General features: G+C 48.1%; 18 protein-coding genes. 5 read left to right on the top strand and 13 right to left on the bottom strand.

Going from position 1 to position 20,387, the window contains the following annotated elements:
* Complete coding sequence (locus NYE45_RS28685) at positions 1–981, bottom strand: aminoglycoside phosphotransferase family protein (protein WP_340014891.1); 981 nt, start codon at positions 979–981, stop codon at positions 1–3.
* Positions 982–1,144: 163 nt separating this feature from the next.
* On the opposite strand from NYE45_RS28685, the gene NYE45_RS28690 reads away from it, so the two are divergent.
* Positions 1,145–1,735, top strand: a complete 591-nt coding sequence (locus tag NYE45_RS28690) for a TetR/AcrR family transcriptional regulator (RefSeq protein ID WP_340014892.1) — start codon at positions 1,145–1,147, stop codon at positions 1,733–1,735.
* A 311-nt stretch (positions 1,736–2,046) separates the two neighbouring features.
* Positions 2,047–2,625, top strand: coding sequence for an NAD(P)H-dependent oxidoreductase (locus tag NYE45_RS28695; RefSeq protein WP_076251861.1), 579 nt, complete (start codon positions 2,047–2,049; stop codon positions 2,623–2,625).
* A 190-nt stretch (positions 2,626–2,815) separates the two neighbouring features.
* On the opposite strand, the gene nikE is transcribed toward NYE45_RS28695, so the two are convergent.
* From nikE to NYE45_RS28745, 10 genes are all read right to left on the bottom strand, one after another.
* On the bottom strand, positions 2,816–3,616 hold the full coding sequence (nikE, locus tag NYE45_RS28700) for a nickel import ATP-binding protein NikE (RefSeq protein ID WP_340014893.1): 801 nt from the start codon (positions 3,614–3,616) through the stop codon (positions 2,816–2,818).
* A gap of 161 nt (positions 3,617–3,777) precedes the next feature.
* Positions 3,778–4,584 carry an ABC transporter ATP-binding protein gene (locus NYE45_RS28705; protein ID WP_340017452.1) on the bottom strand — a complete coding sequence of 269 codons (807 nt, stop codon included), beginning with the start codon at positions 4,582–4,584 and terminating at the stop codon, positions 3,778–3,780.
* A 38-nt stretch (positions 4,585–4,622) separates the two neighbouring features.
* The gene (gene nikC / locus NYE45_RS28710) at positions 4,623–5,453 is read right to left on the bottom strand and encodes a nickel ABC transporter permease subunit NikC (protein WP_340014895.1); all 831 of its coding nucleotides are present in this window, start codon (positions 5,451–5,453) and stop codon (positions 4,623–4,625) included.
* A complete protein-coding gene (gene nikB, locus NYE45_RS28715) occupies positions 5,450–6,394 on the bottom strand; it encodes a nickel ABC transporter permease subunit NikB (RefSeq protein WP_340014896.1) in 945 nt (314 codons plus the stop codon). The genes nikC and nikB overlap by 4 nt, the downstream gene beginning before the upstream one ends.
* Before the next feature lie 75 nt (positions 6,395–6,469).
* Positions 6,470–8,104, bottom strand: coding sequence for a nickel ABC transporter substrate-binding protein (gene nikA / locus NYE45_RS28720; protein ID WP_340014897.1), 1,635 nt, complete (start codon positions 8,102–8,104; stop codon positions 6,470–6,472).
* Between the two features lie 296 nt (positions 8,105–8,400).
* Complete coding sequence (locus NYE45_RS28725) at positions 8,401–9,342, bottom strand: 1,4-beta-xylanase (protein ID WP_340014898.1); 942 nt, start codon at positions 9,340–9,342, stop codon at positions 8,401–8,403.
* A gap of 5 nt (positions 9,343–9,347) precedes the next feature.
* Positions 9,348–10,385: a glycoside hydrolase family 130 protein gene (locus NYE45_RS28730; protein ID WP_340014899.1), complete on the bottom strand. Its 1,038-nt coding sequence runs from the start codon at positions 10,383–10,385 to the stop codon at positions 9,348–9,350.
* 267 nt (positions 10,386–10,652) lie between these two features.
* Complete coding sequence (locus tag NYE45_RS28735) at positions 10,653–11,486, bottom strand: carbohydrate ABC transporter permease (RefSeq protein ID WP_169479960.1); 834 nt, start codon at positions 11,484–11,486, stop codon at positions 10,653–10,655.
* Positions 11,487–11,488: 2 nt separating this feature from the next.
* Positions 11,489–12,376, bottom strand: a complete 888-nt coding sequence (locus NYE45_RS28740; protein ID WP_340014900.1) for a sugar ABC transporter permease — start codon at positions 12,374–12,376, stop codon at positions 11,489–11,491.
* Between the two features lie 194 nt (positions 12,377–12,570).
* Complete coding sequence (locus NYE45_RS28745) at positions 12,571–13,884, bottom strand: extracellular solute-binding protein (RefSeq protein WP_062836745.1); 1,314 nt, start codon at positions 13,882–13,884, stop codon at positions 12,571–12,573.
* Between the two features lie 224 nt (positions 13,885–14,108).
* Here NYE45_RS28745 and NYE45_RS28750 point away from each other — a divergent pair, with 224 nt between their 5' ends.
* The 3 genes from NYE45_RS28750 to NYE45_RS28760 all read left to right on the top strand — a co-directional run bounded on the left by NYE45_RS28750 (position 14,109) and on the right by NYE45_RS28760 (position 17,697).
* Positions 14,109–15,299: an AGE family epimerase/isomerase gene (locus tag NYE45_RS28750; RefSeq protein ID WP_340014901.1), complete on the top strand. Its 1,191-nt coding sequence runs from the start codon at positions 14,109–14,111 to the stop codon at positions 15,297–15,299.
* Positions 15,296–16,480: a glycosidase gene (locus NYE45_RS28755; protein ID WP_340014902.1), complete on the top strand. Its 1,185-nt coding sequence runs from the start codon at positions 15,296–15,298 to the stop codon at positions 16,478–16,480. The genes NYE45_RS28750 and NYE45_RS28755 overlap by 4 nt, the downstream gene beginning before the upstream one ends.
* 140 nt (positions 16,481–16,620) lie before the next feature.
* Positions 16,621–17,697: a substrate-binding domain-containing protein gene (locus NYE45_RS28760; RefSeq protein WP_340014903.1), complete on the top strand. Its 1,077-nt coding sequence runs from the start codon at positions 16,621–16,623 to the stop codon at positions 17,695–17,697.
* Positions 17,698–17,772: 75 nt separating this feature from the next.
* Here NYE45_RS28760 and NYE45_RS28765 read toward each other — a convergent pair whose 3' ends face one another.
* Positions 17,773–18,450, bottom strand: coding sequence for a hypothetical protein (locus NYE45_RS28765; protein ID WP_340014904.1), 678 nt, complete (start codon positions 18,448–18,450; stop codon positions 17,773–17,775).
* Positions 18,451–18,767: 317 nt separating this feature from the next.
* Positions 18,768–20,195 carry a hypothetical protein gene (locus NYE45_RS28770; protein WP_340014905.1) on the bottom strand — a complete coding sequence of 476 codons (1,428 nt, stop codon included), beginning with the start codon at positions 20,193–20,195 and terminating at the stop codon, positions 18,768–18,770.
* Between the last annotated feature and the right edge of the window lie 192 nt (positions 20,196–20,387).

Consider the following 20,387-nt stretch of genomic DNA (forward strand, 5'->3'; position numbering starts at 1 on the left):
CTATTCCTCAGCCATGTGCTTCATGCACTGTTCAAGCGTTGCTGCCGTCTCATGCCACTGGTTACGCAACTGTTCCTTCGGCCACACACATTCCTCACTTCTCAGGTCACCATCAATTAAACGCAGCATCCAGAGTGAAAATACAATAGCATAGGCGTCGTACCATTCTGCAAAAGAAACCCGTTCAATCTGCATGCCCAGGCTCCCCAGTTTTTCCAAATAAACATCCATGACCCGCTCTCGCAATGCAGGCGTAACCGTTCTGGGAAACAGCGGATGCGAGAGATCAACTAGGTGATATATATCCCACAGTGGCGTATTCAGATGGGCATGCTCCCAATCCAAGATGACCAGTCTGCCGTCCACCTCCGCCATGTTACCGGGATGCAGGTCTCCGTGACACAAAACAGTAGGAAGTTCTTCCTCTGCCGTGAGGATCCACCTGGAGATCTTGTCCCAATCGGATTCGGACAGCTGCATATCCAGTCTGGATAACAGTTCATCATTAGATTGCCTATGCATTTGCAACTCATCCAACATTGTGCGAATGGACGGTTTCTGACCCACGCGAGGCAGTTCGCTCCAATTCGTAACAGGTAGCGCATGCCACGCCGCCATATGTGCCGCTGCGCCGAGCATCGTCGCTTCTTGCGAATCATGCACCAGTTGCCCCAGATCCTCGTAGATCATCCAGCTCTGTGCTGGAGCAATGGTAAGATCCGATGCTGCAATGAGTTGCGGATAGATTGGAGGTAGACCAGACATCACACGCTCGTACATCCATCGTTCCCGTCCATGCTGTGCAGGATTCGTCAGTGGTTTGAAAATATAACTTTCACCGGTAGGAACAGTGAATCGCTCCACATATCGTCCGTTCATTCCTTGATACAACTGTTCGCGGCTTGTTATATAGTAATCATTCAGCATCCCTTCGGGCGTCACCCAACTGCATGCATCCAACTCTTCGTTCACGCTAGCCACCATCCATTTCGTCCTTCCTGCTGCTCCGATGTTGATTTCTATCCATCATACGTTGCCGCTCACAAGCCTGCAAGCTTTGGTCGTAAGCGCTTATTCAGCGTATCAAATCAAAGGTTCAAAAGTACTTGTTGCATTTTAGTTAGTAATCACTTACTATAAATTCATGAAGAACAAACCTCATGTGGATAGCAAAAAGAAAGATATCGTACAAGCGGCGATGCGCTTGTTCGCAACCAAAGGCGTAGACGGCATATCCGTCAAAGAGATCGGTGACGCCGCCGGAGTAACCGATGCGGCGATCTACAAACATTTTAAAAACAAAGATGCCGTTGCCCTAGAAGCCTTCACCCAATACTGTGTCGACTATACTTCACTAATTGATGGGTATGTTCGACGAGAAGGTCCGGTGCTGGAACGCTTCAAGCAACTGGTGACCGAGGTTCTCCATCTGCATGATGAAGATCCCTACGGGCTGCTGCTGATTTCACAGAATCATGAAATATTCATTGAAGCTGGAAGCAGCGAGGATTACCGTCAGCCGTTGGATGCGTTAATGGATCTGATTGATCAGGGAATGATGCGGGGCGAACTGCCTCAGCAGGATTCGAGGCTCACTGCCGTCCTGATTATCGGTGCGATTACACGTATGGCGGTCTCGAGTATGCAAGGTGAGTTACCAGAGTTGTTGGTACCCTACACTGGGGAGACGGTTCACCGACTTGCATCAATGTTGGGAAACGTACCTCAGGAGTAGTGAGGGAGATGGGATGAAGCTAGAAATGGAGTAGCGGAGCGTAGGGAAAACGACGTGAGCAACTACATTGTTTCCGAAGCAAACAACCTTCGTAAACATCCGCTTATCTCGGCTGAATCCCATATTCCGATGCGGATGATGCCACTAGGTATGACTTGGAATCAAAAGCGGACTTGTTGAATAACTTCTAAAGAGAATCGTCAACATACCATCAGGATATACAAATGGATTACCGGGTCATACGTGACCTTTTCTTTTTGCACATGAGGTTAGTGTTCATTAACTAAAATAGTCAGGACGTGTCATCTTCCATGAAGAAAATATTAATTATTCAAGGCAATCCCGTCTCTCCCAGTTACAACGGCGCACTCGCCGAGGCTTACCGCAAAGGTGCGGTGCAAGCTGGCGCAGACGTTCGCATGATCACCCTGAACGAGTTGGCATTCAACATGAATCTGGAAGGAGGATATCGTAATAAACTTCCACTTGAACCAGATTTGCTACAAGCACAAGAAGCAATCAAGTGGGCCGAGCATCTGGTATGGGTGTTCCCAATCTGGTGGGGAGGACCGCCTGCCCTGTTGAAAGGTTTCGTTGACCGAATCTTCATGCCAGGTTACGCTTTCAAGTATCAAAAAGGAAAACCTTTCCCGGATCAACTGCTCAAAGGCCGCACCGCTCGCATGATCACCACGATGGATGGTCCGAGCTGGTACTTCAAATGGTTCCAAGGTGAGCCCGCACATAAAATGATGAAGATCTCCACATTTGCACTGACTGGTATCAAACCTGTGCGGATAACAACTGTAGATCAAGTTGGGAAGAAGTCAGATGAACAGAGAAAGAATTGGTTGGATAAGATCGAACAGCTTGGGCGGAAGATGGGTTAAGAAAGAAAACTGCCTATTCTATACAAAAAGGGATGTCGCTACGTCATGTTTAAGACGGGGCACCCCTTTGTTGCGTTCGTTATGGTCTAACGAACCTTGCATACGCTATTAGCTTCAAATCCTACAGATCTGCAATGTAACGAACCGTGGACGCGTCATGTACACGATCCGCAACAATACAAACAAGACATTACCCAAACGAAATACGACCCGATGGATGCTCAGGCAAAATAGATGTTACCAGTTGCTGCACAGCCGGATGATCCGACTGCATTACCGAATCGCCGGCATCACCGCTATAGACCAACTTCCCCTGATCCATTACGGCAACGCGGTCACAGATCGTCATGGCGGCACGAATGTCATGCGTGATAAAAAGGTACGACAACCCGTAGGACGCTCTGAGCTCCGCCAATAAGGATAAGATTTGCGTCTGGTGCACCATATCCAGGCTGCTAATCGATTCGTCCAGTACGATTAACTTCGGCTTGAGCGCGATGGCTCGTGCGATGTTGACGCGCTGTAATTGCCCACCGCTGAACTGGTGCGGAAGCTTGCTCCCATCCTCTGGTGTAAGTCCGACCTGCTCAAGCAATTGTCCAACCACACGAAGTTGTTCTTTTGCCGACAAACGCTCGTAATTATCCAACGGCTCCCCGATGATCTGCGCGGCAGTCATAAGCGGATTCACAGCCGAATAACAGTCCTGGAACACGACCTGCAGATCACGCCGTAATCCCTTAAGTACGGGTTTGCTGGATCGGTAGATATCCTGACCTTGAAATAAAACCTGACCCTGGCTGGGCTTCTCCAGACCAAGGATGATTTTACCCAAAGTACTTTTACCTGCCCCACTTGTACCCAGCAGTCCCAGACAAACACCCTTTTCAATCGTAAGCGAGATGTCTGCCAGCACAGGAGGACGCGCTCCCGAACGATCCAGCCAATTACGTTTGCCATAGCTATGGCTTACCTCACGTACCTGAAGCATCAGGTCATCCTCCTCTTTTGTACTTGGCAGAAGCAATCTCGGAAGAAGACGAAATTACACATTACCATGTCCATTCCACCCCTACGCCTACCCACTCAAAATACAGTTCATACCCGTTCTACACATACATTCATTGAACGATTCATCTCATCTGCCATTCGCTATCGTCCCAAAGACATACTGGGCCTGGCATTTAACAACATTCGTGTATACTCATGCTGCGGGTGATCGAACAGTTGGTACACATCCGCCTGCTCCACAATTCGACCCTTCTGCATGACCGCGACTTCATCCGCCATTTGCGAGATCACACCCAGATCGTGGGAGATGAGCAAAATGGAGGTCCCGTATTCGGTACGTAGCCGATCTAATTCCTGAAGCACCTTGAACTGATTCACGACATCCAGTGCCGTCGTTGGTTCATCAGCAATAACCAAAGCCGGTCGCAGGCACATCGATATGGCGATCATCACCCGTTGCAACATACCTCCACTCAGTTGGAAGGGATACCGCTTCATAAGTTTAGCTGGTTCGGGCAGGTTCATATCTGCCAAGGCAGCAATGGCCCGCTCCCGGGCTGCTGCTTTCGACATTCCCGTATGCGTAAGCAAGGTTTCAATGAATTGAGATCCAATCGTATACACGGGTGTAAAAGCATTCATCGGATTCTGCATAATAAATCCGATTTCCTTGCCCCGGATGCGCCGCATCTCCTCACCTGACAACGAGCCAAGCTCCCGTCCATTCAGACGGATGCTGCCCGTTACCTCCATCCTGCGCGGATCAAGCAGATGGAGCAGCGCGTTACACATAACGGTCTTGCCACTGCCACTCTCGCCGACCAGACCGAAGACACGACCTTTTTTTAATTCGAAATTAATGGGCGCAAGTAACGGGACTGAACCCTCCGCTGTTCTAAGATTCACTTGCAGACCACGAACTTCGAGTACCTTCGCTGCATCATCCATCGTTACGTTCACCTCCATATGCCTTTGGTTCCGAACCACTACCTTTTTGCAATGCCATAACGCTCGGATAACGCTTCACCCAAAATGTTGAACGTAATGACTACCAGCAGAATCAATACACCGGGGTAGATCATCAACTCCGGATGACTGCGAATATAACCCGTTCCTTCATGAATCATGGCGCCCCACTCTGCATTCGGGGGTTGAATACCAAGCCCCAAGAAGGACAGAGCGGATATATCCATAATCGCCCACCCCATCTCCAACGTGCCCATCACAACGATCGGACGTTGCACGTTGGGGATGATATGTTTGCGAATAATGGTCCACGAAGAGGAGCCGCTAATCCGCGCCGCCGCGATGAAGTTCCGTTCCTTCAGACTAACGACCATGTTCCGGCAGATACGTGCATAGTACACCCACTGCACCATCATGAGGGCCAGAAGCACCTGCATCAGACCTGGACCAAAAATCCCCACAATACCGAGCACCAGCACCAGATTCGGAAACGCCATAATGCCTTCACACAAGCGCATCAACAGACTGTCCACCCAGCCACCAAGGTAACCGGAGATTGAACCTACAATAACACCTATGAGCAAAGAAGATAGAAAGATCAGGGTAGCAAATCCAAGCGACACCCGCGCGCCATACATCAGCCTGGTGAGATTGTCGCGTCCCAGATGATCCGTTCCCAGCCAATGCTCAAGCGATGGACTCGCCAGCTTCTGCAACAGATTCACCTTCACAGGGTCATGAGGAGCAATCCATGGAGCTAATAACGCGATCACGAAGAAAAGCAATAGGATCACCGAGCATATCTGGATGGCTCTCTGTCCTTTAAATACCGCACGCCATTTGTTTATCAATGTTCTGCCCGTCCTTTCGCTGAAATCCGTGGGTCCATAACGAGCTGCACCAGATCAACGAGCAGATTGCATACGATGAACAGGCAGGCCGCCAGGAAGACATAACATTGAATAACGGGAATATCCCGGTTAAATATCGCATCGACAAAGTATCGTCCGAACCCCGGCCAGGAAAATACCTGCTCCACAATAATGGTGCCTGTGAGCAGCTTGCCCATACTCATCCCCATCCCCGTAATAAGGGGCGATATGGCGATCTTCAGCACATGTTTCAGCATAATGACTCGTTCGCGAATCCCGCGTGTTCTCGCGTACTGTACATACGTCTCCTGCAATTGCTCCAGTACACTGGAACGCAACAATCGGGTGTAGACCGCAATAAGAATCAAGGAAAGTGTAATCGTAGGCAGAACCAGATTCTCCCACGATCCACGCCCCTCCACAGGTAGCCAGTCCAATTTCACTGAGAAAAAGAAGATCAGCAGGTAACCGAGCCAGAACTGCGGAATAGATGCTCCAAAATAGGAAATCGCACGGCTGACCATGTCAATCCAGCTATTCTTGTACACCGCCGCCAGTATTCCCAATGGAATACTCACCAAAGCCGATAACAACATACTCCAGAAGGCCAGTTCAGCCGTAGCCGGAAGCCTTAATTTCACTTCATCCCATACGGGTTTGTTGGTGAGATACGAGGTGCCGAAGTCGAGCTTGGCAATCTTCTGAATCGTATGCGCATATTGGGTTAACAAAGGCTGGTCCAGGCCGAACTCATGCCGCTTTTGCGCAAGCAACTCCGGTGTTGGATAGATATGAGCGGCTGTTAGATAAGCCTCGGCCGGATCAACCGGTGAAATATGAATAAGCGCAAAGGTAACGAGTGTAGCGATAAATACGATAGGAATGATCGCGATCATTCGTTTACCGATATAACTGATCACCAAACGTTCCTCCTTTTATCAAGCAACATGACCTTTCCAAGGCCTTACCACTTCCGAAATTAAAGTAATTACGACTTACTGATTGCCCAATTCAATGCCTACAAACGGATTTTCATCACGATTCGCAGGGAAAATAAAGTTGGAGATTTTCTTCTGATATACAGCCGTTTTCTTGATATAAGAGATCGGTACAATCGCCGATTGCTCCTGAAGTGTTTTCAGGATGGAGCCATACAGCTCCTGGCGTTTCGTCTCGTCTGTGGAAGACAGTGCTGCATGCACCTGATCGTCCAGTTCCTTTTTCATCGGCAACGCACTCAAGGTCTCGGAAATTCCGAATCCAGGGCTCGCCACAACGTTAATGAAGGAATGCGGATCATACGGAGCGCCATAGTTGTACCAGAAATACAGGTCGAAATCATTGGCTTTCAAACGTTTGATCTGAACCGTCAGTTCCAGCCCAGTGAGGTTTACTTTAACCCCAAGCTCGCTCCATTCCGCCTGAATGGTCTCAGCCATCGCTTTCTGAATCGGGTCCGTTTTATCAAAAATCATCTCAAAATCAAGCTGCTGACCGTCTTTCTCACGAACCGTACCACCAGCCGGTAACTTCCAGCCCGCTTCATCCAGTAAAGCTTTGGATTTCTCAACGTCATACGTGATCGGTTCCAAGTCTACATTCGTGTACGGATAGTTTTTGGACAGTACGCTATCGGCTGGTTCTTCCAAACCGGAAGTAACACCTTCCACCATCGCCTGTTTATTAAACCCTTGCTGAAGCGCCATCCGTACTCTGACATCGGACAGCTTCGGATTGGAAGAGTTCAGCAGCAAGCTGCGAGTGCCTACCGGATCAGACAATTGGGTCACATATTCATCATTGTCACGCAGTTGTTGGAACGCATCCAGACTGATCACACCTTCACCATAGATCAAGTCGAGATCGCCTTTTTCAAAAGCGAGTACACGGGTTTCACCGTCAGGAATGATTTTGACCGTAATCTGATCTACCTTCGGTGCTGTTCCCCAATAGTTCGGGTTACGCTTGAAGACGGCATATTCGTCCTGCTTGTATTCAGCCAGCATCCACGGGCCCGTTCCAACCGGCTCTTTGATGCCTTGGGATGTATCTCCGTCATCCGGGAATCCGGCTTCACCCAGGAAGCGGAAAGGACGAACTACAGATAAGTCCTGAAGAACAGGATAATAAGGCTCTGTGAGTGTCATGCGGAAAGTCTGATCGTCCACAACCTCGGTCTTGTCGAGCACACCTACAATGCCCAACCAGCTATGTGTATCTTTATTTTTCATTACAGCGTCAAAATTCTTTTTCACAATCTCAGCATTAAATGGCGTACCATCTGAGAATTTCACACCTTGGCGAAGCTTGAATGTATATACTTTGCCGTCATCGGAGATGGTCCATGATTCTGCCAGAGCAGGTTCCAGTTTTCCGTCCTTCTGGTAACTGATCAGTGGCTCATAGAGCATGGATTGGGCAAATAATTGCGAAGGATTGTACGTGTGCGGATTCATTGTACCGATATCACGTGGCCATGACATCGTAATCGACTTCGTTGAAGTCTGATCCGAAGCCGCAGATGAGGATTTATCTCCACTTCCTGTATTGCTGCAACCCACGATAACGAATAGCAACAAGAGCATAGTTGCCAGCGTGAGGGCCGAAGATTTGCGATGTTGTACAGACATGGATGTTGAACCCCTTTTCTCTATTTTATGATAATGATTATCATATTCATCCATTAAGAATAGGCAGGAGCCCTCCTTTTGTCAACAAAATTCGACATTGTATGTATCACTACTAAATATGCCAAAAAAGCCCTTCCTGTAGGAGGAAGAGCCTCTCGATCTGAACATGAATCATAACTGCAAAAATAAGTTCAACAATAATCTGCTATTCCTTGCTCACAGCATGGAAATCACGAAAGTACATATGCAGATATATTACTGAAATCCAGCTTCATATACGCCTTCTTGTTTCTCGTTTAAACTTCTACAGTGATGCCCTCATAGAACCGACGAATCACCTGCTCCGCTGGCTTGCCGTAAACTCCATATCCGTCATCGGTCAGCGCATCCTTCTCCGCGTGCAGATGTGCGCTCCAATCCCACAGACCGAATCCACGTACCCAATGACGCTGACTGACATGCCGGAACATCGCCTCATAGAAACGCTCTTGTTCTTCCGCATTCACTTCGCCTTCCAGTCCCCAATCGTTTGGTACCTGGGCTGATCCACTGCGGCTGGGACAGCCTGCTTCTGCGAAGAAGAAAGGTTTGCCGTAGGGAGCAATCGCCTGCTCAATTCGATCCAGCTGCGCCTCCCAATTTCCGATGGGATAATAACCACTGGAAGAGATGACGTCCACAGCATCCCACCAGTTCACATGGCCTTCCTGATATTTGTCCGTGTTGTATGACACCAGTCCCGTGTACACTTCACGCACAGCGGCGATCACCTCACGCCACTCTTCATCCCGACGCTCGGATTGCACCATCTCACAGCCTACGATGAACATCTCACACTGTTCCTGCTCTGCAATCGCTGCATAATGTTTCTGAAATGCCGTGTAGCTGCGGAACCAATCCTTCCACTTCGGCTCACACGGCACATCGATATCAAAAAAGTTAATATGTGCACGCCATGTGCCATCGGTACAGTTGACGGTTGGTTTCAGAATGACACGCAGCCCGAGTGTACGGGCATAGCGAATCATGTCCACCAGTTCATCATCCTCCACCAGATGTGCACCCCGATACTTTACTTCTACCGCCTGCGGATGATCCTGATGTGCCGCCAGTGCAAAAATAACATGAGAACTGCCTGTACGTTCAGCCATCAGACGCAAGGATTCCTTTGCTTCCGGCTTGCGGAAGTCTCCCCTGCCACTCATCCAGCCAAATGTAAATCCCTTGATATACTCCATATGCATTACAGCTTGCCTTCCTCGTGATCACCAGCGATGACTTCGTCCGTCTCGATCACATAGTTCACGATTTCTTCGATGGTCGTGTAAGCGACGCCCACATACGTGTCGGCAGCGCCGTAATAGATAGCGATACGTCCGGTATCGGCATCATGCAGTGTTGCGCATGGGAAGATGACATTATCAACGAAGCCTTGTTCTTCATACCATTTTTCCGGTGTCAGTACGAAGTTGGAAGAACGATATTTTACTTTGGACGGCTCATCCAGATCCAGAATAACTGCCCCCATGCTATATACCAAACCGTTACAGGTTCCAGTTACGCCATGGTAGAACATCAGCCAGCCTTCAGACGTTTCGATCGGAGCGGGCCCGCCGCCAATTTTGACCGATTGCCACCAGCCTTGGCCGCCTTTGCTCATCACATGACGGTGCTTGCCCCAGTACACGAGATCGGGGCTTTCACTCAGGAAAATGTCTCCGAATGGGGTATGTCCACTGTCACTTGGTCTGGACAACATCACATAGTTATCGTTGATTTTGCGCGGGAACAACACGCCATTACGGTTGAATGGTAGCATTGGATTTTCGAGGCGGACAAACGTTTTGAAGTCGTCCGTCTTCGCTAGACCAAGTGCTGCGCCGTAAAAATCAGTACACCAGATGATGTAATACGTATCCTCGACTTTGACCAGACGTGGGTCGTACGCATAGTTCGGCATAAACGGATCGCCATTTTCATCTACAAATGCAATGCGTTCCTCTTCAATTGTCCACTCCAGGCCATCTTCGCTTGCACCCATGTGCAGATGCGGACGGCCATTAACGGTTTCGGCGCGGAATACCCCGATGAACTTCCCTTCATAGGGAATAACGGCACTGTTGAAAATACGGGCAACGCCTTTGACAGGGTTACGCGGAACCACGGGGTTCGCCGAGTGTCTCCATACCGGGCCTTCCGTTCCCTCCGGCTTGGCTTCCCACGGGATATTCGGCAAAGCATCCCCAACAATGTGTACGTTTTTCGTTTCAGCAACTGACATTTTTCATTTCTCCCTTCGGTTAGGCTTTATGAAATGAATACTTAAAATTGCACTAGACCACTTTGATGACAGAACAACCTTCCGATCGCTGTTATCCCCAGATTTTTTTGATCCCCTTATAAAAGGGGAAAATCCAGGGATAGCGTATGCTTACGGAGCGAGCTTTCTTTCAGAAAGCTTTTAGCGTCCCCTCCGTTTCTCCAGCTTTTTTCTGTCCTCTTCGTTCCTGTGCATTCTCATATGCATTTCATAGAGCCTTTCGTTTTTTTATTTAACTGAGCCTTGCGCGAAGCCGTTGTAGATGTACTTCTGTAACAACAGGAAGATGATCATGGTTGGAATAATGGCGATCATGATGCCGGCGCTGATGACCTCCCACTGCGATCCGAACGGTCCCTTGAATTTGAACAAGGCGGTGGATATGACCTGTAAATCGGTCTTCGGCATGTACAGGAACGGTGTGTAGAAGTCGTTATAGATGTTCACACCCTTCACGATAATGACCGTTACAATGGCCGGTTTCAGCAGTGGCAGAATGATTTTCCAGTAGATCGTGAAGTACGAAGCGCCGTCCAGCATGGCGGATTCATCCAGTGCACTTGAGATGGAGCCAAGGAACTGCAGGAAGATATAAACCGCGATGATATCTGTGCCCAGGTACATCACGATGGCCGCCCAGCGTGTGTTGAACAGGTCGAGTGCGTTGATGATCTGGAATGTGGCGACCTGTGTCGTAACACTTGGAATCAGGGTAGCGAGCAGGAATGCCGCGACCATGATTTTCTTGCCTTTGAATTTGAACCGATCCAGTACATATGCAATCATGGAACCGGTTAAAGTCGCTCCTATAATGGAGATGACCAGGATAATAATTGTATTTTTGAAACCGACCAGCATATTGCCATCCACAAAAGCCTTCGCATAGTTCGCAAAGTTCAGCCAATTGGCCGGTGGAGCAAGCGGGCTGCTGGTGGCGTATTCCGCATTCGTTTTGAGTGATGCAAACAGGATGACCACGATCGGTAACAGTGCGATAAACGCTGCAAGAATAAGGGAAGCATATTTAACCACGCTCGCAAGGGTGTATTTGAGTTGTGTCACGTTTATTCCTCCCCTTTCATGGTGACGCGCTGCACGAGCGTAACGAGAATAACGATCATGAGCAGCACCACAGCCATGGCGGATGCCAGTCCCAGCTTGCCATATTTAAATGCCAAGTGAACCGTTTGGATGACAAATGTCATACTGCCGTTGGAACCATCGGTCATGATATATGGAATATCGAACGCACTAATTGCGCCGCTAATGGCCAAGATCAAGTTAAGCTGCAGGATGCGCGTTATACTCGGCAGAATGATATGGCGGAATTGCTGCCAGCGGTTGGCCCCGTCAATATCCGATGCTTCATACACATCCTTCGGAATGGAGGAGATCGCTCCCAGGAAAATGATAAAGTTGAAGCCCATGTATCTCCATACCGATGCGCCTGCAAGTGACACATTGATAATATTCGGATTACCGAGCCAGAGCTGCGTGTATTGTCTTAGTCCTACAGCATGCATGAGCATATCGAGTGTACCGTCCGGTTTGAAGAAAAAGAGGAAGATAAAACCGATGGCTACCCCATTCAGCAAATAAGGGAAGAACAATATGCCTTTGAAGAAGTTTTTGCCTCGGACTTTGAAACTCAGAATCGTGGCAAAGTAGAGTGCCAAGCCCATCTGTACGAACGTAGCCACAAAGTAGTACAAGCTGACAATGAATACTTTGAAGTATTCGGGATCATTGAAGATGCGCGTATAGTTCTCAAACCCAACATAATCGAACCTTTTGCTGTATCCGTTCCAATCGGTAAAACTGTATTTGAACATGTTGATGACAGGTAAGTATGCAAACGTGAACAGCAACGCCAACGGAATAATTGAGAAGGCACAGATGATAAATATGCGTTGCGCTGAGTAACCCCAATTCGAAATCTTTAAGTACTTCATGCTCTCCACACCTCCAAGCGGTTCACCCGCCTATATATCGAAAGACTCCCGTCCAATGGAATTCCTGCGGAATAACTGCCGGGGGAGAGCATGGGCATCCTGCTTTCAAATACCATATGCTCCATGCTCCATTCATAAATAGATTCCTATTCCCCGCAGTCCATTCATCGCCTGATCCACTCACGTTACTCTAATTATTTCGTGAGTTCTGCCCGTGCTTTGACCCACTTGTCGTTCAGGTCCTTCATGATGTCGTCATACGATTCCTTGCGGTTACCGATACCTGCTTCGATAATGCGTTTCTTGAAGTCAGGCTGCCAGAGGCCGATTTCACCTTCGTTATCGATCTTATCAACGAGACCTTCCTGGCCTTCTTTGGCAGGTGTAAGTGTGGAGAATTTCACGTCTTTATATTGATCCAAAATGGGTGGCAATTCAGCATTCTTGTCTGCATCCATACCGCCGCCTTGTTCAACTGCGTAGTTCGACTTCGCCAGGAACCAGTCAATCCAGGCTTTCGCAGCAGGTTTGTTCTCGCTGTTCACGTTCATGCCGATGTTATAGTCCGCGGAGAGCGGAACCACAACCTCACTTGCATTCGTAGGGAAAGGAAGGAATCCAATGTCGTCCGGTGTATCCGTCATACCCTGGATCTGTGTGATCGCCCAAGAACCAAGTGCCATCGTGGCAATTTTGCCTTTGGCAAGATCAGCCTTGGAGCTTTCCCAGTCGGTTGTTGTTGGATCTTTCTCGATTAGACCGTTCTTGGCTGCATCATAGAGCACTTTATATAGTTCATAGTGCGGCTGACCAGGCACAAAGTTTTCATCTGTATTCGGTTGGTCTACGTTCACGTAGTCCACGCTGCCTGCAACGGTTGGCAGATCCGATTCCCATTGGGTGAGAGCCCAGCCGGATGCATAGTTGGTGTAGAGCGGAACTGCGTCAGTATTGTCTTTGACCAATTGAAGCGCAGCCTGGAATTGCTCCGGTGTTTTTGGCAATTCGGTAATGCCTGCGTCTTTGAAGACCTGTTTGTTATAGATAATGCCGGAGAACGTGATGACCGTAGGGATACCATATACCTGGCCATCTACCATACGTTCTTCAATGGCGGTGTATTTGTCTTTCAATTCATCGTACGTGCCAAGCGGCTCGAAAAAGTCCGGGATATCCGCGATCGGAACGCTGGTCGGGATCATCAGGACGTCACCGTAATCCTTGGTGCTCATACGGATTTTCACTTGGCCTTCATAGTCGGCCAGTGCCTGGAAGTTCACTTTGACATCAGGGTATTCCTTATTGAACTCAGCAGCGTAATCTTTGAATACGGTATCAACAATATCTGTACGTTGTGTAAGGACGGTAATTTCACCCTTGATATCTGCCGGATCTGTACTGATCTCCTCCCCTGCCTGCGAAGATCCACCTCCAGATGAACATGCAGCAAGTAGTGAAGTGATGAGTAGCATCGTCAGCAACATCATCCAACCTTTGTTTTTTCTCAATTGTTTCGACCCCTCTCTTAAGTTAATTAAGTTATCGTTAAGGTTACAAAATGAATTCTATTATGGTAACGCTTACCTGTCAATTAAATTATTTATAACTTAACAAGAAAAATTGCGATGCATTTCGTTGACATCTGTTTTTCAGAGCACTAATATTGTTTAGTAAAGTTACCGTTAACTTAATGAAATGTGATTGATGTAACATTCTGAAGGAGTGCTCACTTATGAATACAAAAACAACCGAACTTCAATCTGAGATTAAGACGCATTGGGAGAAGCAGATTTTACCCTTCTGGTCCAACCTTAAAGATACAACCCACGGTGGATTCTACGGCTGGGTCGGCAATGATCTTCAGGTGAATCCGCAGGCCCCCAAAGGCGGGATCGCCACGGCACGGCAATTATGGTCTTTTGCAGCAGCCTATCGGGTTACCGGAAACGAAAGATGGCGCGATCACGCGGCGCATGCCTATCGTTTTCTCGCTGACCATGTGATGGATACCGAATATGGCGGTATGTACTGGATGGTAGATTACACAGGGGAAGCGCTGGACACGAGCAAACATGTGTATACGCAATCATTTGGCGTGTATTCACTCAGTGAGTACTACCGTGCTACCGGGGATGCTTCTGCATTGGAACTTGCGAAAACGCTTTTTGCTCTAATCGAGGACAAAGGTTTGGATACCGAACTACCTGCGTACAAAGAACAATTTGATCGCACATGGAACGAACAGCCCAATGAGATGCTGAGCGAAAACGGGGTTATTGCGAATTACACAATGAATACGCATATCCATGTGCTGGAGGCCTACACCACGCTCTATCGCGTGTGGCCGGATCAACAAGTGAAGGCGGCGCTGGAACGCCTGCTCGGAATTCTGTATGAACGGGTGTATGACCAAGACACCAAGTTTCTCGGGGTATTTTTCAACAAACAGTGGGAATCCATCATTGACCTGCGCTCGTTCGGACATGACATTGAAGCCAGCTGGCTGATCGACGAAGCACTGAAAGTGCTGGGGCTGGAACAACATCCGGAGTATGCGGCGATGGTTACAGATATCGCCTATAACATCTCCAATGTGGCCGTGAATGCAGATGGTTCCCTGCTTAATGAACAAGAAGGTGAACATATCGATGAGAAGCGAATTTGGTGGGTTCAGGCCGAGGCGATGGTCGGGTTCTATAATGCATATCAGCGTACAGGTGATCCACTGTTTCTGGAGAGAGTGGAACGCTTGTGGACCTATACCAAAGAAAACATCCTTGATCAGCGCGCTGGTGGGGAATGGTACTGGTCGGTTGATGGGAACGGCACACCGGATCAGAGCGAAATTGCCGGACCGTGGAAATGCCCGTATCACAATAGCAGATTCTGTATTGAACTAATTGAGAGGATGGGATCAGAATGATACACCCGAAATACAAGGAGTTACTGGAGAAACAGGAGCAGCTGCTTACTCGCCCTAATGAGATCAATTCTTCCTTCTACAACGGCATATACGATCGGTACCAATATCCGGTAATCACTCGTCATCATGTACCGCTGCATTGGAGATTCGATCTGGATGAGACGACGAACCCGCATTTCATGGAACGCCTGGGCATTAACGCAACGCTGAATCCGGGAGCCATCTATTTCAATGGCAAATACATCATGGTTATTCGTACGGAAGGATTGGATCGTAAATCAATCTTTGCGCTCGCCGAGAGTGACAATGGAATTGACGGGTTCCGTTTCACGGGTAAACCATTGGTTTGGGATGATATCGATGCGGATGAAACCAATCAGTATGATATGCGCCTCGTTCAACATGAAGATGGCTGGATCTATGGCATCTATTGCTCGGAACGCAAAGACCCAGAGGCTCCTGCATTTGATACATCCAGCGCAGTGGCACAGGCAGGACTGGTTCGTACACGCGATCTCACAAGCTGGGAACGGTTGCCCAACATCACAACGAATTCCCCTCAACAGCGCAATGTCGTATTGCACCCGGAATTCGTGGATGGAAAGTATGCCTTCTACACCCGTCCACAGGATGGATTCATCTCGACTGGCAGTGGCGGCGGAATCGCCTTCGGCCTGTGTGAGGACATATTGAACCCGGTCATTCATGAAGAGACGGTTATTGATGAACGGCAATATCATACGGTATATGAGGTCAAAAACGGCCAAGGCCCTGCTCCGCTCAAGACGGATCGTGGCTGGATTCACATTGCTCACGGGGTTCGGAATACCGCAGCAGGCCTGCGTTACGTTTTATACACATTCGCTACGGATCTGAATGATCCGACGCGTGTGATTGCCAAGCCGGGCGGCCACTTCATTGCCCCTTATGACGACGAGCGTGTAGGCGATGTGTCCAATGTTATTTTCTGCAACGGTGCTGTGGTCAATGAGAAAGAAGAAGTCTTTATCTATTACGCATCCAGTGATACCCGCTGTCATGTAGCAACAACGACTCTGGAGAAACTGGTCGATTATACGTTCAATACACCGGCCGATCCATATCGTTCCCTGGACTGTACCAGCCAGCGGGGTCAGCTGATTGAACAGAATGAGAAGCTTTTACAGAAACAATTAACGTAACATCGGTAGAACGTCCTCTGAGGGAAACCTGCAATGTGCTGAAAATTAGCGAAACAACAGCCAGAATGGCTTTATTCCAAGTGGGTAACGATGTATACTGATATGGATTGTTATTATGTTGGAAGAAAGTGTTCATCATAGTGACAGCACATTGTGCCTATACCGGCTTGAAGGAGGCGACCATACTGAAGAACAATATCACCATGCGGGATATCGCCGACAGGCTCGGGGTCAGCAGTGTGACCGTCTCGAAAGCATTGAATGATAAAGATGGCGTGAGTGGCGAATTAAAGGAAAAAATTAAAGTGCTTGCTGTCGAAATGGGCTATCGATATAATGCCGCTGCCCGTTCGATGAAGGAAGGCTTAACCCATAATATTGGCGTAATTATTCCGGAGCGTTTTACCGGACCTACGCAGTCGTTCTATGTACGCGTGTTCCAACGCATCACCAAACATCTGGAGGAACAGGGCTACTACGGCATTCTGCACATTCTGAATGTGGAGGATGAAGAAGAATTAACACTGCCCAAGCTGTACAGCGACAACAAGGTCGATGGTTTCATCGTGCTCGGACAGATCAGCAAAGAGTATATTGAACTGGTACGATCAATGGAAGTTCCCAAAATGTTTCTCGACTTCTACGATGAACATTCGGATATCGATTCCGTCGTTACCGATAACTTCTACGCTGCCTATGAGCTGACGAACTATCTGGTTCAGCAGGGCCATCGTAACATTGCTTATGTAGGGAACCTGTATTCCACGAGCAGCATCCAGGATCGATTCCTCGGGTATTACAAATCCTTGCTGGAGCATCGGTTGCCGATGAATCCGGAACTGGTTCTGAATGATCGGGATGAACGGGGTACGTTTATTGAGATTGATCTGCCGGAACAGCTGCCAACGGCTTTTGTATGCAACTGTGATCAGGTCGCTCATCTGCTTGTTCAGAAACTGACTTCCATGGATATTCAGGTGCCCGGCCAATGCTCTGTTGTTGGTTTTGATAATGATATCTATGCCATGCTCTCCGATCCCAAGCTGACAACCGTCGAAGTGGATGTGGAACAGATGGCGCGTACCGCAGTTCAGTCCATGCTCAAAAAGATCGACAACCCGAACCGCAGTTTTGGCCGTGTACACGTGAAAGGCAATATTATCTATCGTGAATCGGTGAGTGCTGCGTCTGCCTCATCAGATTCTATGGATGTCTAAATTATAGAATTAAATAAACGAACACAGATGACTGGCCTGTATCTTAGTGGCCAGTCTTTTCTGATGCATTGGGGCTTAAGGACGGCGACGATCTGTTGAATCCCTCAAAAATGTAGTCGTTCTCCAAATCGAGAGGATGAGGATCAGCTCATACACATTGGTTAAAGTTCCGGTTTCCACTGGCAGGGAGATTAATTGCCCTACAAACAACAATGCAGTTCCAACAAACAGCCAAACCCATTTATGTTTGAAAAGAACGATCAGGCTAACCACTAACAGAACAATCCCAACGATGATCACCATCATCGGCGGACCTCCATGACCTTCTGCCATATATCTCAGTACTCCATACTCTTCTATAACCTTGAGATTTTCAACCTCGGATAAAGTAAAGCCTACAATCTGGTAGATAACCAGACCTAATGTGATCAGCCATGCTGCCACACTCGTTATACTTCTATTTGCAAACTTGGCACCTGAACTACGCAAAATATGATAGCTAACAAGAACAAGGGTAGGGGTAGCGAAGGCATGTAGCCAAAATCGAAGGTTACTAAGAACGATTAACATTTCCCCTTCCCCTATCAACTTACCTAGAGCAATAATTCCATTATCATATGCCAAACTGAACGCTACGAATAGCTGAAAACTGGAATACGTGAGCCATTGCTTCCTCTGGGTAAAATCGACGGCCATCCGAACAACAAGTATCAAATAAACAAGAGTAAGTGCGGAGTATATCCATACATCCAAGCTGCTTCACCATCCTTATTGGTCAATTCTAGTAATTATATTTACCGGTAAGTAAAATTACAAGACGAACTTGTTTAAATGGATAATTTGTCATAAATTAGTCACATAGGTAATGAAGATGAATAAAGATTTATACGTTCACCCGGAATACCAAAACATGCTGTAGATGAGACACGCTTACAAGGAATCATTCTTCAAACGGCCGCCAAACTGTATATGGAGCTAAATGATATAAAAAGAGCACCCCCGGCTATCGTAGCTGCAGGAGTACTCTTTTCCTTGTATAAAGAAAGTAAAAGCAATAGGTTACTCTGATATCAATAACTTGTCTTCAACCAATTGTCCTTGGACCAAGTCAGTTTACCTGAGCCGGCGCCATTGGAAGCCGTGAGGCGTGCATTCAGCGTGGATGGATCATCCGTAGTGTAGCTGTATGGGAGTGTCGAGAAGCCGTTCCAGGAGAATGATTTTACCACAGCCGGGATTGGCGCCAGTGGACTGCCAGACGTATCACTGCTGCCACGGAATGAGCTGCCATCCAAAGAATACATGGTATCGGTCACTCTGATTTTACCAGTATACGTTAGATCTGCCGGATCGGTCTGATTGTTGCGAACAGGGTACAGCACGTCCTTAATGACTGATTTCTCAACCAAGACGGCCCCGCTCTCCGTAGAGATTGCCCCATTGCCAATAATATCGAACTTATAGCCTTTGGACGCAATCGCTGTTGCCATCGCGGTTGTAATTTTGGCTTTAGCCGCACGTGCCCCTGTCGAATCCATCACGATGTTATACGCATGTGCGTTACCTCCACGCAGGCGCGGCATCCGGTCCTGAATATCTTTGTACAAGTTATGGTGTAGCGTCATGGACAGATTGGCATTAGCCGACTCCAAGCTGGTCGAACCAACCAAATGTCCTTTCTTTTGCGGTCCAGAGATGGCGATAATATCGGCTTTGCTGAGACCTACAGCACTGCTGCGCAGGTAGTTGTACATGGGATAGGAAGCCTTGTTCGCTTCCAATTCGTTAATCTGCTGGGTAACCCAGCTGTTCGAGCTGCCGTCATCCCCTTTGAAGAGGGACCAAGAGATGGTCACGCCGCTGGTTCCTTTTTTCGAATCAACGAGTCCATCATAGGCTTTATTGAATGTGCAGTGATCAATCCATACGTTGCTGTTCTCCTCCAGGGTAATGTAGTCCCAATCGTTCTTGTCATAATCGCCTTTCGTGGATTCATCCCATTCCCATAACTCATCGAATTCCAGGTTGCGGATGATGACGTTGGAGCTTCGTTTTACGCTGATCGCAGCGTGTTTGATTTTGGAGCCGTTAGCGGAGAAAATCGTGAGTCCATTGAAACCGTCAATGGTGAGCTTGCTGACACCTGTCTGCTTCAATACGGGATGCGTCAGCGCATCATTATGCTTGGCAAAAGGAGAAGTCTGCGCTGCACTCGGAATTTCATTCCATCCCAGATTCAGATCGTTCATGATCTCAACAACTTTGACACCGGAGTTCTTTTTCAGAGCCAGTGCCAGATCGGTCGCATTATACACTTTCTTATACGTGGCTGTGTTCGATTCGCTGATGATCCCGCCGCCCGCGTTCCCTTGGGAGAAGCCTGTGAGATTGTAGTCTGCGTTGCCCGCTGCCTGCACACTTGCCGGTCCGGACAATAATGTTAGCCCCAATGTTAGAGCCAAGGCTGCGCTGCACCAGCTTCGAAATGTAGTTTTCATGGAATTCATTCCTCCCGAAATATGATGATTACATTCGTCCATCGCTGCCATACCAGGTTACGAAGGACATGTTCTCAATGTAAATGTTGAAAGCGATTACAACAATAATCCCTATCTCACATTCAGGCGGAAAATGCCGATGTAGCAAGGATTTGTACTGTAACCAACCTTGAATCGTACGGAGTTAACTTG

The sequence above is a fragment of the Paenibacillus sp. FSL K6-1318 genome, from assembly GCF_037976905.1.
GTDB lineage: Bacteria > Bacillota > Bacilli > Paenibacillales > Paenibacillaceae > Paenibacillus > Paenibacillus amylolyticus_A.

What these genes read in the sequence shown, in the direction of transcription:
- NYE45_RS28690 (WP_340014892.1), top strand. Translation starts at nt 1,145, where the DNA reads ATGAAGAACAAACCTCATGTGGATAGCAAAAAGAAAGATATCGTACAA.
- NYE45_RS28695 (WP_076251861.1), top strand. Translation starts at nt 2,047, where the DNA reads ATGAAGAAAATATTAATTATTCAAGGCAATCCCGTCTCTCCCAGTTAC.
- nikE (WP_340014893.1), bottom strand. Translation starts at nt 3,616, where the DNA reads ATGCTTCAGGTACGTGAGGTAAGCCATAGCTATGGCAAACGTAATTGG.
- NYE45_RS28705 (WP_340017452.1), bottom strand. Translation starts at nt 4,584, where the DNA reads ATGGATGATGCAGCGAAGGTACTCGAAGTTCGTGGTCTGCAAGTGAAT.
- nikA (WP_340014897.1), bottom strand. Translation starts at nt 8,104, where the DNA reads ATGTCTGTACAACATCGCAAATCTTCGGCCCTCACGCTGGCAACTATG.
- NYE45_RS28725 (WP_340014898.1), bottom strand. Translation starts at nt 9,342, where the DNA reads ATGGAGTATATCAAGGGATTTACATTTGGCTGGATGAGTGGCAGGGGA.
- NYE45_RS28730 (WP_340014899.1), bottom strand. Translation starts at nt 10,385, where the DNA reads ATGTCAGTTGCTGAAACGAAAAACGTACACATTGTTGGGGATGCTTTG.
- NYE45_RS28740 (WP_340014900.1), bottom strand. Translation starts at nt 12,376, where the DNA reads ATGAAGTACTTAAAGATTTCGAATTGGGGTTACTCAGCGCAACGCATA.
- NYE45_RS28750 (WP_340014901.1), top strand. Translation starts at nt 14,109, where the DNA reads ATGAATACAAAAACAACCGAACTTCAATCTGAGATTAAGACGCATTGG.
- NYE45_RS28755 (WP_340014902.1), top strand. Translation starts at nt 15,296, where the DNA reads ATGATACACCCGAAATACAAGGAGTTACTGGAGAAACAGGAGCAGCTG.
- NYE45_RS28770 (WP_340014905.1), bottom strand. Translation starts at nt 20,195, where the DNA reads ATGAAAACTACATTTCGAAGCTGGTGCAGCGCAGCCTTGGCTCTAACA.